Genomic DNA, 14902 nt, shown 5'->3' on the forward strand with positions numbered 1-14902 from the left:
TCGGATGAGTTACCGTTCAGGCTGAAGCTTACTCAACGTTCGCTTCGGCAGCCTTCTTGGTGTACTCCTCCATCTTGTCGAAGTTGAGGTACTTGTAGATCTCTTTCGACATGCTGTTCAGGTTCTGCGCGTACTCCATGTATTCGGCCGGAGTCGGCAGTTTGCCCAGTACCGCGCCTACCGCAGCCAGTTCCGCAGAGGTCAGGTACACGTTGGCACCATCACCCAGGCGGTTCGGGAAGTTACGGGTAGACGTGGACAGAACAGTGGACTGAGCAGCAACACGTGCCTGGTTACCCATGCACAGGGAGCAGCCCGGCATCTCGGTGCGAACACCGGCGGTGCCGTAGGTGTTGAAGTAACCTTCTTCCATCAGCTGCGCCTGGTCCATCTTGGTCGGCGGAGACATCCACAGGCGAGTGCTCAGGGCACCTTTGTGTTGCTCCAGCAGCTTACCAGCGGCGCGGAAGTGACCGATGTTGGTCATGCAGGAACCGATGAACACTTCGTCAACCTTGTCGCCAGCGACTTCGGACAGGAATCGGGCGTCGTCCGGGTCGTTCGGGCAGCAAACGATCGGCTCTTTGATGTCGGCCAGGTCGATTTCGATGACGTGAGCGTATTCAGCGTCCTTGTCGGCACGCATCAGGCTCGGGTTCGCCAGCCACTCTTCCATTGCCTTGGCGCGACGCTCCAGAGTACGCGGATCGCCGTAGCCTTCAGCAATCATCCAGCGCAACATGGTGATGTTGGAACGCAGGTACTCGGCAACGGAATCCTCGGACAGGTTGATGGTACAACCAGCAGCGGAACGCTCGGCAGAAGCGTCAGACAGTTCGAACGCCTGCTCGACAGTCAGCTCTTCCAGGCCTTCGATTTCCAGGATGCGACCAGAGAATTCGTTGATCTTGCCTTTCTTCTCAACAGTCAGGATGCCCTGCTTGATGCCGTACAGCGGAATGGCGTGTACCAGGTCGCGCAGGGTGATGCCCGGCTGCATTTCGCCCTTGAAGCGAACAAGCACAGACTCAGGCATATCCAGCGGCATAACGCCGGTGGCTGCAGCGAAGGCTACCAGGCCAGAACCGGCCGGGAAGGAGATGCCCATCGGGAAACGGGTGTGGGAGTCACCACCGGTACCGACGGTGTCCGGCAGCAGCATGCGGTTCAGCCAGGAGTGGATGATGCCGTCGCCCGGACGCAGGGCAACACCGCCACGGGTCTGGATGAAGTCCGGCATGGTGTGCTGCATTTCAACGTCAACCGGCTTCGGATAAGCAGCCGTGTGACAGAAAGACTGCATGACCAGGTCCGCCTGGAAGCCCAGACAGGCCAGATCTTTCAGTTCGTCACGGGTCATCGGGCCAGTGGTGTCCTGGGAGCCAACGGTGGTCATCTTGGGCTCGCAGTAGGTGCCCGGACGAACGCCTTGTCCTTCTTCCAGACCGCAGGCCTTACCAACCATCTTCTGAGCCAGGGAGTAGCCCTTGGTGCCGGCTTCCGGATCAACCGGCAGACGGAAGATATCAGTAGCGCCCAGACCCAGAGCTTCGCGAGCCTTGTTGGTCAGGCCACGACCGATGATCAGGGGAATACGACCGCCGGCCTGAACTTCATCCAGGATGACGTCGGACTTGAACTTGTACTCGGAGATTACTTCACCGGCTTCGTTCAGGATCTTGCCGTCGTAAGGACGGATCTCGATCACGTCGCCCATGTTCATGTTGTCAACAGGCGCTTCGAAAACCAGGGCGCCGGCATCTTCCATGGTGTTGAAGAAGATCGGGGCAACCTTGTTACCGATACAGACACCACCGCCGCGCTTGTTGGGAACGCCCGGCAGGTCGTCACCAAAGAACCACAGTACGGAGTTGGTGGCCGATTTACGGGAAGAACCGGTACCAACCACGTCGCCAACGAAGGCAACCGGCAGGCCTTTGGCCTTGATTTCGTCGATCTGGCTCATCGGGCCAGTCACACCGTGCTCTTCAGGAGTCAGACCGTCGCGGGTCATCTTGTAGGCAGCGCGGGCGTGCAGCGGGATGTCCGGACGGGACCAGGCATCCGGAGCCGGAGACAGGTCGTCGGTGTTGGTCTCGCCAGTCACCTTGAACACGACCATCTTCATGCTCTCGGCAACTTTCTTCTTGCCAGTGAACCACTCGGCATTGGCCCAGGATTCCATGATGCTCTTGGCGACGGCGTTGCCGGCGTCCATTTTTTCCTTCACGTCGTTGAAGGCGTCGAACATCAGCAGTGTCTTTTTCAGCTGCTCACCAGCCAGTTCGGCCAGTTCAGCGTTGTCCAGCAGATCGACCAGAGTGGCGATGTTGTAGCCGCCCTGCATCATGCCCAGCAGTTGCACGGCTTTCTGCTTGCTGACCAGCGGGGAAGTGGCTTCGCCCTTGACGATGGCGGTCAGGAATGCGGCCTTTACGTAGGCAGCCTCGTCAACACCCGGCGGAATACGGTTTTCAAGCAGGTCTACCAGGGTTTCTTCTTCGCCGGCCGGCGGGTTCTTGACCAGCTCAACCAGAGCTGCGGTTTGCTCAGCGTTCAGGGGCTTGGGGGGAATGCCCAGAGCTGCGCGTTCTGCAACGTGTTCACGATAGGCTTCTAACACGATATGGACCCTCATCAGTTGGAATGTCCCGCGCCTACAGCATCTTTGCCTGGCGGGAGTTTTATGGCGAACAGGCCGTGGAGACTCTCCGGAAGCTACCGGGAGAGGCTCCCTAACTGGCGCCGCATTCTATAGGAAACCGTGCTGAAAGTTAAGCTGGCCAGTGGTCTAAAGCCGTTTGTCAATCGTGTATAATCGCGTCCTACTTTAATTGACGGTCCCACGATACCCATGACATCCGCCCTTGATGCCATCCATGAATTCCTTCCCTGCCGCACCCCGCAACGGTGGATCGAGAACGCCCTGGCCAACCAGGACCTGATGCTGATCGATCATGCCCACTGCGAAAAGAAGGCAGCGTCCACCGCCTTGAGTCTGATGTATCGCTATGTCGACAATACCAGCCTGCTCAACAAGATGTCGCGACTGGCGCGGGAGGAGTTGCGTCATTTCGAGCAGGTACTGGCGATTATGAAAAAGCGCGGGGTGACCTACGATCACCTGACCCCGTCCCGATACGCTGCGGGATTGCGCAAGGAGGTGAGGGCAGAAGACCCGGGCAAGCTGGTGGATGTGTTGATTGTCGGGGCGATTATCGAGGCACGCTCCTGCGAGCGCTTTGCGGCGCTGGCACCGCATCTGGATGACAGGCTGGCGGAGTTCTACAACAGCTTGCTCAAATCCGAGGCTCGTCACTATCAGGATTATCTCGCGCTGGCCGAGCAGGCAACGCGAGAGCCCATCGATGACCGTATTGCGACCTTTCTGGCGATTGAGCAGGCGCTGATCGAGACGCCTGACACCGAGTTCCGCTTTCACAGCGGGCCCGTCCCGGCAGTGGCTGAAGGGCTCCAGCAGGGCGTTTAATCTGGCCTCAGAGGCAGGTTTTTCGGGTCAGTTGGCCGGTATAGACTGGACGGAATGCTAGACTGTAACTTACGGGTTGTCGGAATTCTGTATGGGTGATGGATGGGGATAAGCCTGAAGTATTTCGGGATGGGGGTGTGCCTGCTGGGCATGGGGGTGCTGGGCACGCCCGTGTTCGCGGACTGTTCAAAGACTCTGGTAGTTAACCAGGCGACTTGGGAGCCCTACATGTACCGGGATGACTCCGGCAACCTGAAGGGATTCGATTATGAGCTGGTCAGGTCTGTTCTTGATCTGGCCGGGTGTGATTATGTCTTCGTTGAGCACCCCTCAAAGCGTGCCCTGGTTGATCTTCAGGAAGGTACCGTTGATCTGGTTGCCGGAGCGTCGATAACGGATGAACGCAGGCGCTTTGGCCGCTTCACCCGCGAATACCGGCAGGAACGGATTGAATTAATTATCCGTGCGGACGATCAGGATCACTTTCCGGCCGCGAGCCTTCAACAGTTTATTTCTGAGTTCCCGGTGGTACTCGGGGCGGTGAACGGTGGGTATTACGGGCCCGAGTACGACGCCCTCGACAGTGGGGGGCTGGTGGATCGTGGTCGGCTGATTCTGGTCCGCAACACCGAACAGCTGATCAGCATGCTGACCCTGGGGCGTATTGATGCCATTGTCGGTGACGTTGTCAGCATTTATCGTGTAGCCGTTACGCTGGGGCACGCCGACAGCATCGCCCTCCATGGTCTTCACCTGAACGCCGATCCCGTCCATTTGATGCTGAGTCGAAAGTCCACAACCCAGGCTGACCGGGATGCCATTGACGACGCAATTGATGAGTTCCTGTCCTCTGAGGCATACCGCGCGTTGCTGGCGCGCTATGGCCTGGAAGTATTGGGTGTCGGAGTGATGGCCGAAGACAACAATGATTGATTGCTTTTGGTAGCCCTGGTATCGGTCCGCGTTACAGCTCCCTGCAGAGGTCCATCCAGCGATCGATGCCCGCGCTGCGGTACTTCTGTTTATGCAGGATAAAGTAAAACTGGCGGTCCAGTTGCCGGTGCGACGGGACGGGTAGTGGCACCAGGCTGCCGCGGCGGAAGGCATCGGCAAGACAGACCCGTGACAGGCAGCCAATCCCCAGCCCGGCTTCTACCGCGCGCTTGATCGCTTCGGTGTGTTCCAGTTCCAGCAATATCTGCATGTCCGGCAAGATGCCGTGCATTGCCCGCTCCGTAGTTTGGCGGGTGCCAGAGCCAGGTTCCCGCATGATCCAGGTCGCCTGCTTCAGGTCTTCGTCAGTGAGTGTTTCCCGATTGGCCAAGGGATGCCCGGGCGCACAAAACACCACCAGCTCGTCAGCCAACCAGGGAATCACTTCCAGCTCGGGGGACTGCAGTTCACCCTCAATCAGCCCGATATCCAGCTCGAAATCAATCACCCGTTGCGCGATGGTGCGGGTGTTGGCCACTTCAAGGGAGACCCGGGGCTGGGTTTCGGATTTCATGTAATCGGCCATGATGCCAACGGCAAGGTAGTTGCCGATGGTCAGGGTGGCGCCCACCTTGAGGGCGCCTACTTCGGTATGCTTGGCCAGGGCCTGTTCCAGTTCTCCGGCCTGAGCCAGCAAGGCTTCCACTTTTGGACGGAATAGCCGGCCCAGTTCATTCAGTTGCAGGCGTTTGCCAACGCGATCGAAAAGCTGAATATCGAATTGGCTTTCCAGTTCCTTCAGTGCGCTGCTGGCTGCCGATTGAGACATGGCAAGGGATTCGGCCGCCTTGGTGATGTTCTGGAAATGGGCGGCGGCAAGGAAGACTTCAAGCTGGCGAAAGCTGCATCTCATAATCGATTAATCCGAATAAGGTTATGAAAATATCCCATTTTGTCGATAGGTTACCCCTGGGGTAAGATGCTTGCAATCTTCATTTGGTAACCATCTAAGTTACGGGCGAGACCATGAGCAATCTGATGAAAGAAACCGTCACCAGCGTCCATCACTGGAACGACACCCTGTTCAGCTTCAAGACCAGCAGGGATCCGGGGTTTCGGTTCAAGAACGGACACTTCGTGATGATCGGGCTGGAAACGGATGGTAAGCCGCTGATGCGTGCCTATAGCATCGCCAGCGCCAATTACGAGGAAGAGCTCGAGTTCTTCTCCATCAAGGTTCAGGACGGCCCGCTGACCTCACGCCTTCAGAAAATCAGCGTCGGTGACCAGATTCTGGTTAGCCGCAAGCCCACGGGTACGTTGATCCTGGATAACCTGCTTCCGGGCAAGAACCTGTGGCTGATCAGCACCGGTACCGGGCTGGCGCCGTTCATGAGTATTATCAAGGATCCGGAAGTGTATGATGCTTTCGATAAGGTAATCCTGACTCACGGTGTCCGTTACGTCAGCGAGCTGGCGTACCAGCAGGAAATTACTGATCTGCCGGAAAACGAGTTCTTTGGTGAAATGGTGCAGGGTAAGTTGTTGTACTACCCGACGGTCACTCGCGAAGATTTTCGTAATCAGGGCCGCCTGACCGATGCCATGGAAAACGGCAAGCTGGCCCGGGATCTGGGGCTGCCTCAGCTGGACCCGGAAAACGATCGTTTCATGATCTGCGGTAGCCCAAGCATGCTGAAGGATACTTGCGCGATCCTAAACGACATGGGCTTTGAAGAAGCGCGCCAGGGCAATATGGGGCACTATGTCATCGAGCGGGCCTTCGTGGAGCAATAAGCCGCCCATTACCGCTGTCCGGTAATTTCCCCTGTAAATGGGGTACCCTGAAACCCCAAAGTCGCAAGGCTTTGGGGTTTTTGTTGTATCAGGGGCTCATCAAGTGTGCGCACAAGGAGGTCGATCTGAACGCAACTCTGTATCTGTGTCCCGGGCTGCTGCTGGTCACGGGTGAAGCACTGGATGCCGGAGTACACAGTCATCATGCCCTGCAGGTGGTCTGGCCTGTGGGTGTTTGTGAGCTGGCGCTGGCGGGCGTGGTTGAGACGGCCCCGGTGGTTCTTGCAGCAGGTGTTGAGCATCGTTTGACGATGTCGCAGGGGCTGGTGATGCTGGTGGAGCCCCAGTCTGACTGGGGGGAAAGGCTTGCAGAGTATCTCGACGGCCAAGACGTTCGGCAGCTTGTGGGGTTGCCTGATCTGGTGAGCGTTCTTGATGACGAGGAGGATCTTGTCGCCGTGTTGCGCAGTCTGGCGAATGCTCTGGAGTGGTCGGCATGGGAAGGTGCGGGGCAGAGCTCCGGTGCGCCCGCTGATGGGCGGATTGCCCGTTTACTGGAGCGGCTGGATGGCTGTTTTCGTGATCAATGCGTTAAGCCCGACCATTGGCGGGCGTCGGAAGTTGCGGCATGGCTGAACCTTTCGGAAAGCCGGTTCCTGCATCTGTTTCGCGAGCAGATGGGCATCGCCTGGCGCCCCTATCTGCTATGGCGTCGTTTGCTGTGCGCCGTTAATTCGATGAGTGGTGGCCGCAGTGCCACCGAGGCGGCCCACGAAGCGGGCTTTTCGGACAGTGCGCACCTGAGCCGTACCTTCAGCAAGTCTTTTGGTCTTTCCATTCGCGAGGCGCTGGCCATATTCCGCTGACATAGCCGGTTTATTCAAGTCTCCACCCTGGGGAGTTCTTATGCTTTGATAAAACAGAGCGAGGAGACTATCGATGTCGGCATCAATGGAAAGCTATCTGAAACCAACGCCCATGCTGGACTTCCGGCATCCGCAGATCCAGCAGCTGGTTCGGGAGCGGGGCTGGGGTGGCCGGCCTGACGACGAGATGGCCAGGGACATCTACGAGTTTGTGCGGGATGAGATCGCGTTCGGCTATAACCGCGATGACACCCTCAGCGCCAGCGAAGTGCTGAGGGACGGTTATGGACAGTGCAATACCAAGGGTACGTTATTGATGGCCTTGCTTCGGGCGGCAGGCATTCCGGCGAGGTTTCACGGCTTTACCATCTACAACGACTTGCAGAAGGGTGCAATTCCTGGCTACCTGTTTGTCTTGGCGCCAGACCGTATCATTCATAGCTGGGTTGAGATCTGGATCGGTGGACGTTGGCTGGAAATTGAAGGTTACATCATCGACAAGGCCTACCTTAGGCAGGTGCAGAAGCGATTCGCTGACCAGTGTGAGTCCTTCAGCGGCTATGGCGTAGCAACCCGCTGCCTGCAAGCGCCGGACAACGAATGGACCGGGGCCAATACCTACATCCAGAAAGAGGGGATCGCTGACGATTTCGGGGTGTTCAGTCAGCCGGATGACTTTTACCGGGCGCAGGGCAGTAATCTGTCCGGTGTGCGCCGCTGGCTGTTTCGTTATCTGTTCCGGCACCTGATGAACTGGAATGTGAGGGGGATAAGGGCGCGGGGGATCTAAATAAAAAAGGACAAGGCCAGCCGCAACGGTGACCCTGTCCCGTCTGTCACTGCAGTGGTGCCTGATTGAGCTCGGGCTCACTGCCGGGTTGAACCCTGACCCACCAGATGCCCTTGTCCCAGTCACCAAGCACGATGCGTTTGGCTAACTGGCCGCCGGCTTCCAGTTCGTGGACAGCTGGACGATGGGTGTGGCCATGTATCAGGCGTTGCACGCCCTGATCCTCCATGACTCTGACCACTTCCTCCGGTGTCACGTCCATGATGGCCATTTCCTTGCCCTTGTTCTTCGCCATACTGATTTCACGAAGCTGGCGCGCGGTGGTCTGGCGATCAGCCAGGGGCCGCTTGAGGAACATGTCTTGCCACTGCCGGTTGCGCATGGTGGTGCGGAACTTCTGATATTCCACGTCGGCAGTACACAGGCTGTCGCCATGCATCAGCAGGGTGGGGGTGCCATACATGTCTACCACCGTGGGATCGTCAAGCAGGGTGGCGCCAACACGCTCGCAGAAGTCCTCGCCGATCAGGAAATCACGGTTGCCGTGCATCAGGAACAGTGCGGTGCCACTGGCACTGACCGCCTTCAGGGCCGAGGCCACCTCATCCTGCAATGGGGTGTGTTCATCGTCGCCGATCCAGGCTTCGAAAAAATCCCCGAGGATGTACAGCTGGTCGATGCCGCGGGCTTTCTGCTCGAGGAAGTTCAGGAACGCCCGGGTAATGTCCGGGCGTGCTTCCTCAAGGTGCAGGTCGGAGATGAGCAGCGTGGTCACGCTGCGCCTCCATCCTCCAGAATTTCGACCTTCTCGATCACCACGTCATCCGCGGGAACGTCCTGATGGCCGGCGCGCATAGTGGTGCGCACGGCGCGGATCTGATTGACGGTATCCATGCCATCAACCACCTTGCCGAATACACAGTAGCCCCAGCCTTCGGCTGTTTCAGCGGTGTGATCCAGAAAGCCGTTGTCCTGAACGTTGATAAAGAACTGGGCGGTGGCGGAGTGCGGATCCATGGTGCGCGCCATGGCGATGGTGCCGGTCATGTTGCTGAGGCCGTTGTTGGCTTCGTTCTTGATCGGCTCGCGGGTTTTTCGCGGCTGCATGCCAGGCTCGAAGCCGCCGCCCTGGATCATGAAGTTGCCGATCACGCGGTGGAAGATCAGGCCGTCGTAGAAGCCGTCACGAACGTATTGCTCGAAGTTCTTTGCGGTTTCCGGAGCTTTCTCGTGGTCGAGTTCGATCTTGATGGCGCCGTGATTGGTAGTCAGCAGAATCATTGAGGGGTTCCTGTAGCGGTTAAACGTAAAGTCAGTGATTGTAGAAGTACAACAGAAAGTCGCTATTGTACGTAAGAGTTAGCCGCAGTGCATGATCAATGCGTTGAACCGTTGCGGCGTTCCGAAAAACTCCCGGTTATTGCGGGGCTCGTTAATGTAATGGGGTTATTCGTGGCATCTGAATGCGTATAATGCGTCCTTTAAATCAACGTTCCACTTAATTGAGATCGTATGAGCGCCGATTCCAAGAAAGCCCACAACTTTATTGAAAGCCTGATCAAGGACGAAATCAGCAGTGGCAAGCACACTGGCAAGGTGGTGACCCGTTTTCCGCCCGAGCCCAATGGTTATCTGCACGTTGGCCATGCCAAATCCATCTGTCTGAACTTTGGTATTGCCGATACCTTCGGCGGTGAGTGTAATCTCCGGTTTGACGATACCAATCCCGAGAAAGAGTCTCAGGAATACATCGATGCCATTCGCCAGGATGTGCAGTGGCTGGGCTACGAGTGGGCCGGTGAGGTGCGTTATGCCTCCGACTATTTTGATGCCATCTACGGCTATGCAGTGGAACTGATTGAAAAGGGCAAGGCTTATGTGTGCTCACTGACAGCGGAGCAGATGGCTGAGTATCGTGGCAACCTGAAAGAACCGGGGCGTAACAGCCCGGATCGCGACCGTCCGGTTGAAGAGAACCTGAAGCTGTTCCAGGATATGCGCGACGGCAAGTACCAAAACGGTGAGCTCGTTCTGCGTGCGAAGATCGACATGGCTTCGCCGAATATGAACCTGCGTGATCCGATCCTGTACCGTATCCGTTATGCGGAGCATCACCAGACCGGTGACAAGTGGTGCATCTACCCGATGTACGACTTCACCCACCCGATTTCCGATGCCATGGAGGGGATTACCCACTCCCTCTGTACGCTGGAATTTGAAGATCACCGCCCCCTGTACGACTGGGTGCTGGACAACATCACGCCACCGGCACGGCCGCACCAGACCGAGTTCGCCCGGCTCAACCTCAATTACACCATCACCAGTAAGCGCAAGCTCAAGCGCCTCGTGGATGAAGGGTTTGTGGATGGCTGGAATGATCCCCGTATGCCAACCATCTCCGGCATGCGTCACCGCGGCTACACCCCGAAATCGATCCGTACCTTCTGTGACATGATTGGTGTGAATAAGGCGGGCGGTACCGTTGACGTGGGCATGTTGGAATTTGCCATTCGCGAAGACCTTAATACGCGTGCACCCCGGGCCATGTGTGTGATGCGTCCGCTCAAGGTGACCCTGACCAATTACCCGGAAGGCCAGAGTGAAACACTGACCCTGCCGGTGCACCCGCAGAACGAAGAGATGGGAACCCGGGAAGTGCCGTGGACCCGAACGCTCTACATTGATCGCGACGACTTTGTGGAAGAGCCGCCGCGCAAATGGAAACGGTTGGCGCCGGATCAGGCGGTGCGCCTCCGTGGCGGTTACGTGATGACCTGCCGGGAAGTGGTGCGCGATGGTGACGGAAACATTGTCGAGCTCAAGTGTGAGTATGATCCGAAGACGCTTGGGGTGAACCCGGAAGGCTACAAGCCCAACGGTGTCATTCACTGGGTATCGGAAAGCGACAGTGTGGAGGCGGACATCAATCTGTACGACCGCCTGTTCAACCACGAATCGCCGGACAGTGACAAGGACGGGGATTTTGTTGATCACCTCAACCCGGAGTCGCTGACCCGCCTGACGGGCGCCCGGGTCGAGAAGAGCCTTGCCCAGCCGCGAACCGATCTGCCGTATCAGTTCGAGCGTGAAGGGTACTTCTTCTTCGATGAAAGCGCTTCAGACGCCGGCAAGCTGGTCTTCAATCGCACCGTTACGCTCAGGGATTCCTGGGCCGGCGCCCAAAACAAATCCTGATTGCCCGAATAGGCCGATATAGTGATCCGAATTTACAACACACTGTCCCAGCAAAAGGAAACGTTCCAGCCGCTCGAATCCGGCAAGGTCCGGATGTACGTATGTGGCATGACCGTCTATGACTATTGCCACCTCGGACACGCCCGGGTGCTGGTGGCCTTTGATGTGGTTACAAGGTACCTGCGTCACCGTGGCTATGATGTGCATTATGTCCGCAACATCACCGACATTGACGACAAGATCCTGCGGCGGGCCGATGAAAACGGTGAGGTGTACACTGATCTGACCGATCGCATGATCCAGGCAATGCATGAAGACGAGGCGCGCCTGGGCGTGCTGGCTCCCACCGAGGAGCCGCGGGCAACGGCTCATATCGACAATATTATTGCCATGATCAAGGTGCTGATCAGTAAGGATCATGCATACGCAGCGGAGAATGGTGACGTTTACTTTGCCGTCAATTCCTTTGAGGGTTACGGCAAGCTCAGCAAGAAAAAACTGGAAGATCTGCTTGCCGGAGCCCGGGTGGACGTTGAAGCTGCCAAGCGCAGTCCGGCGGATTTTGCCCTGTGGAAGTCTGCCAAGGCTGGCGAGGTCAGTTGGCCGTCTCCCTGGGGCGACGGTCGCCCTGGTTGGCACATCGAGTGTTCCGCGATGTCCACTTGCTGCCTGGGCAACACCTTCGATATTCATGGTGGCGGGCCTGACCTGATGTTCCCTCACCATGAAAACGAGATTGCTCAATCCGAGGCGGCGACCGGAGAGGAGTTCGCCCGCACCTGGATGCACGCCGGGGCCATCCGGGTAAACAAGGAAAAAATGTCCAAGTCGTTGGGCAACTTCTTTACCATCCGCGAAATCCTTGAGAGTTATCCGGCCGAAGTGGTGCGTTACTTCCTGGTGTCCAGCCACTATCGCAGCCAGGTTGATTACTCCGAGGATAATCTGGCGGAAGCCGGGCGCACCCTGACCAAGCTCTATCATGCTCTGCGTGGACTGGTGCCGTCCAAGAGTGTGGCTGAAACGGAGCACGACCGTCGCTTCGCGGAGGCAATGGATGATGACTTCAATACCGCTGGTGCCATTGCGGTGCTGCATGCGGTGGCCGCTGAAATCAACCAGCATCGCCGTGATGGTAGCGAGCAGGTCGCTCGTGACAGTGCCGCTGTGCTGGTGCGGCTGGGCCGGATTCTGGGGTTGCTGCAACAGGACCCGGAAGCATTTTTCCAGGCCGATACCGGCGGAGATCTGAGCGCAGAAGACATTGAGGCGTTAATTCAGGCTCGGGCGGATGCGCGCAAGGCGAGAGACTTCGCCGGTGCTGACCGGATTCGCGATGAACTCGCGGAGAAAGGCATCATTCTGGATGATTCCCGGGAGGGGACTACCTGGCGTCGGGGCTGATCGCAGCGTAGCTGGGCAGGCATGAATTTATACGTGATATGACGTAAACTACCGCGCTCCGTATAAGAGCGTGCCCCTGTACCGGCGTGGCCGGTCGGGGCGGGTAACCGGAAACGCTGGTTCCGGTTGCCTCGGATACAGTAAACCACTGAGGCTAACAACGATGACAGAACGCGTACAAATCGGCGGCATTCAGGTCGCGAAGAATCTGTATGATTTCGTAAACAACGAAGCGATTCCAGGCACTGGTGTCGACGCAGACAAATTCTGGGCAGCTTTTGACGAAATCGTCAATGAGTTGGCTCCGCGTAACCGTGAGCTGCTGGCCAAGCGTGACGCGATTCAGGAAAAGATGGACAGCTGGAACCGTGACCACAAAGGTCAGCCGCTGAACATGGACGAGTACAAGTCGTTCCTGAAGGAAATCGGATACCTGGTGGAAGAGCCGGCCGATTTCAAGATTGCTACCGCCAACGTCGACCCTGAAATTGCCACCATGGCGGGTCCGCAGCTGGTTGTGCCGATCATGAACGCCCGCTTCGCCCTGAATGCGGCGAATGCCCGCTGGGGTAGCCTGTACGACGCGCTGTATGGCACCGATGCCATCTCTGAAGAAGACGGTGCGGAAAAAGGTCGTGGCTACAACCCCGTGCGCGGTGCCAAGGTTATTGAATTTGCCCGTAACCTCTTGGACAACTCCGCACCGCTGGCTTCGGGTTCCCACAAGGACGCAGCTCAATACCTGGTTGAGGGTGGCAAGCTGGTCGTCAAGCTGCAGAACGGCGAAACCACTGGCCTGAAAGACGAAGCCGGATTTGTGGGTTACGTGGGTGCTGCAGATGCACCGACGGGCGTTTTGCTGGTCAAGAACGGCATGCACTTCGAAATCCAGATCGACGCCAGCCATCCGATTGGTAAAGACGATGGCGCTCACGTCAAAGACGTGCTGATGGAGTCTGCATTGACCACCATCATGGACTGCGAAGACTCTGTTGCAGCGGTAGACGCCGAAGACAAGAAGCTGGCTTACAGCAACTGGCTGGGCCTGATGAAGGGCAACCTGCAGGAAACCTTCGAGAAAGGTGGCCAGCAGCTGACCCGTAAGATGAACGCTGACCGCACCTACACCGCGGCCGACGGCGGCGAGCTGAGCCTCAAGGGCCGCAGCCTGATGTTCATCCGTAACGTGGGTCACCTGATGACTAACCCTGCCATCCTGCTGAAGGACGGCAACGAAGTTCCTGAAGGTCTGATGGATGGCCTGATCACTTCCCTGATCGCCATTCACGATCTGAAAGGTGGTGGTCAGTTCCAGAACAGCACCACGGGTTCCATGTACATCGTGAAGCCGAAGATGCACGGTCCTGAAGAAGTGGCGTTCACGAACGAGTTCTTCGGTCGTGTTGAAGATGCACTCGGCCTGCCGCGCTTTACCCTGAAAGTCGGCATCATGGACGAAGAGCGTCGCACCACCGTCAACCTGAAAGCCTGTATCAATGCAGCCAAAGATCGTGCTGTATTCATCAACACTGGCTTCCTTGATCGCACCGGTGATGAAATGCACACCTCCATGGAGCTTGGTCCGTTCATCCGCAAGGGTGAGATGAAGCAGGCTGCCTGGATCAACGCTTACGAGCAGTGGAACGTGGACATCGGTCTGGAAACTGGTTTCCGTGGCGTTGCACAGATCGGTAAAGGCATGTGGGCCATGCCGGACCTGATGGCGGGTATGCTGGAAGCCAAAATTGGTCACCCGAAAGCCGGTGCCAATACCGCCTGGGTTCCGTCCCCGACTGCGGCCACGCTGCACGCTACTCACTATCACCAGGTGTCTGTTGCTGATGTGCAGCAGCAGCTGGAAAGCCGCGCCCGCGCGAGCCTGGATGACATCCTGACGGTTCCTGTCATGGCGGATCCTTCCGCGCTGTCAGCGGAAGAGATTCAGCAGGAACTGGACAACAACGCTCAGGGTATCCTGGGTTACGTTGTACGCTGGATCGACCAGGGTGTAGGTTGCTCCAAGGTGCCTGACATCAACGATGTAGGTCTGATGGAAGACCGCGCTACTCTGCGTATTTCCTCCCAGCTGCTGACCAACTGGTTGTATCACGGCATCTGCACTGAAGATCAGGTCGTTGAGACCATGAAGCGTATGGCCGCGGTTGTTGATCGTCAGAATGCCGGCGACCCAGCTTACAAGAGCATGGCGCCGGACTTCGATGGCATTGCCTTCCAGGCGGCCATGGATCTGGTTCTGAAGGGCCGCGAGCAGCCGAATGGCTACACCGAGCCACTTCTGCACGCCTATCGCCTCAAGGCTAAAGCCCAGTAAGGGTGGCGGTCTGAAGCAATAAAAAACCCCGCCTGAGTGCGGGGTTTTTTATTGCGTGTCTGCGTGAGCCAGTTGCGGGACAAGGTCCCGGGGCA

Annotated in this window: 12 protein-coding genes; 8 read left to right on the forward strand and 4 right to left on the reverse strand. The window is 57.4% G+C overall.

Annotated features, from left to right (window positions below; translation table 11 throughout):
• Positions 1-28: 28 nt before the first annotated feature.
• Positions 29-2623: a bifunctional aconitate hydratase 2/2-methylisocitrate dehydratase gene (gene acnB, locus BLV11_RS11065; protein WP_091814118.1), complete on the reverse strand. Its 2595-nt coding sequence runs from the start codon at positions 2621-2623 to the stop codon at positions 29-31.
• Between the two features lie 231 nt (positions 2624-2854).
• On the opposite strand from acnB, the gene BLV11_RS11070 reads away from it, so the two are divergent.
• Positions 2855-3490, forward strand: a complete 636-nt coding sequence (locus tag BLV11_RS11070) for a MiaE family protein (RefSeq protein WP_091813790.1) — start codon at positions 2855-2857, stop codon at positions 3488-3490.
• Between the two features lie 102 nt (positions 3491-3592).
• The gene (locus BLV11_RS11075) at positions 3593-4423 is read left to right on the forward strand and encodes a substrate-binding periplasmic protein (RefSeq protein ID WP_091813793.1); all 831 of its coding nucleotides are present in this window, start codon (positions 3593-3595) and stop codon (positions 4421-4423) included.
• A gap of 31 nt (positions 4424-4454) precedes the next feature.
• Here the strand turns inward: BLV11_RS11075 and BLV11_RS11080 are convergent, their stop codons facing one another.
• Positions 4455-5336: a LysR family transcriptional regulator gene (locus BLV11_RS11080; protein ID WP_091813796.1), complete on the reverse strand. Its 882-nt coding sequence runs from the start codon at positions 5334-5336 to the stop codon at positions 4455-4457.
• Positions 5337-5449: 113 nt separating this feature from the next.
• Here BLV11_RS11080 and BLV11_RS11085 point away from each other — a divergent pair, with 113 nt between their 5' ends.
• The 3 genes from BLV11_RS11085 to BLV11_RS11095 all read left to right on the forward strand — a co-directional run bounded on the left by BLV11_RS11085 (position 5450) and on the right by BLV11_RS11095 (position 7876).
• Positions 5450-6220: a ferredoxin--NADP reductase gene (locus tag BLV11_RS11085; protein ID WP_091813799.1), complete on the forward strand. Its 771-nt coding sequence runs from the start codon at positions 5450-5452 to the stop codon at positions 6218-6220.
• Positions 6221-6303: 83 nt separating this feature from the next.
• A complete protein-coding gene (locus BLV11_RS11090) occupies positions 6304-7086 on the forward strand; it encodes a helix-turn-helix domain-containing protein (protein WP_091813803.1) in 783 nt (260 codons plus the stop codon).
• A 73-nt stretch (positions 7087-7159) separates the two neighbouring features.
• A complete protein-coding gene (locus BLV11_RS11095; RefSeq protein ID WP_091813806.1) occupies positions 7160-7876 on the forward strand; it encodes a transglutaminase-like domain-containing protein in 717 nt (238 codons plus the stop codon).
• A gap of 46 nt (positions 7877-7922) precedes the next feature.
• Here the strand turns inward: BLV11_RS11095 and BLV11_RS11100 are convergent, their stop codons facing one another.
• Positions 7923-8651, reverse strand: coding sequence for a UDP-2,3-diacylglucosamine diphosphatase (locus BLV11_RS11100; RefSeq protein ID WP_091813809.1), 729 nt, complete (start codon positions 8649-8651; stop codon positions 7923-7925).
• Positions 8648-9157: a peptidylprolyl isomerase gene (locus BLV11_RS11105; RefSeq protein WP_091813812.1), complete on the reverse strand. Its 510-nt coding sequence runs from the start codon at positions 9155-9157 to the stop codon at positions 8648-8650. Before BLV11_RS11105 ends, BLV11_RS11100 begins: the two co-directional genes overlap by 4 nt.
• A gap of 231 nt (positions 9158-9388) precedes the next feature.
• Here BLV11_RS11105 and BLV11_RS11110 point away from each other — a divergent pair, with 231 nt between their 5' ends.
• The 3 genes from BLV11_RS11110 to BLV11_RS11120 all read left to right on the forward strand — a co-directional run bounded on the left by BLV11_RS11110 (position 9389) and on the right by BLV11_RS11120 (position 14807).
• Positions 9389-11071 carry a glutamine--tRNA ligase/YqeY domain fusion protein gene (locus BLV11_RS11110; protein ID WP_091813815.1) on the forward strand — a complete coding sequence of 561 codons (1683 nt, stop codon included), beginning with the start codon at positions 9389-9391 and terminating at the stop codon, positions 11069-11071.
• Between the two features lie 18 nt (positions 11072-11089).
• Positions 11090-12475, forward strand: coding sequence for a cysteine--tRNA ligase (gene cysS / locus BLV11_RS11115; RefSeq protein ID WP_217634566.1), 1386 nt, complete (start codon positions 11090-11092; stop codon positions 12473-12475).
• A gap of 163 nt (positions 12476-12638) precedes the next feature.
• Positions 12639-14807 carry a malate synthase G gene (locus BLV11_RS11120; RefSeq protein WP_091813820.1) on the forward strand — a complete coding sequence of 723 codons (2169 nt, stop codon included), beginning with the start codon at positions 12639-12641 and terminating at the stop codon, positions 14805-14807.
• Positions 14808-14902: the final 95 nt, after the last annotated feature.

The organism is Marinobacter mobilis (assembly GCF_900106945.1).
Classification (GTDB): domain Bacteria; phylum Pseudomonadota; class Gammaproteobacteria; order Pseudomonadales; family Oleiphilaceae; genus Marinobacter; species Marinobacter mobilis.

Coding starts and splice junctions, on each gene's coding strand:
- BLV11_RS11120 (WP_091813820.1), top strand. CDS start 12,639: ATGACAGAACGCGTACAAATCGGCGGCATTCAGGTCGCGAAGAATCTG.
- BLV11_RS11095 (WP_091813806.1), top strand. CDS start 7,160: ATGTCGGCATCAATGGAAAGCTATCTGAAACCAACGCCCATGCTGGAC.
- BLV11_RS11075 (WP_091813793.1), top strand. CDS start 3,593: ATGGGGATAAGCCTGAAGTATTTCGGGATGGGGGTGTGCCTGCTGGGC.
- BLV11_RS11105 (WP_091813812.1), bottom strand. CDS start 9,157: ATGATTCTGCTGACTACCAATCACGGCGCCATCAAGATCGAACTCGAC.
- BLV11_RS11080 (WP_091813796.1), bottom strand. CDS start 5,336: ATGAGATGCAGCTTTCGCCAGCTTGAAGTCTTCCTTGCCGCCGCCCAT.
- BLV11_RS11110 (WP_091813815.1), top strand. CDS start 9,389: ATGAGCGCCGATTCCAAGAAAGCCCACAACTTTATTGAAAGCCTGATC.
- BLV11_RS11070 (WP_091813790.1), top strand. CDS start 2,855: ATGACATCCGCCCTTGATGCCATCCATGAATTCCTTCCCTGCCGCACC.
- BLV11_RS11085 (WP_091813799.1), top strand. CDS start 5,450: ATGAGCAATCTGATGAAAGAAACCGTCACCAGCGTCCATCACTGGAAC.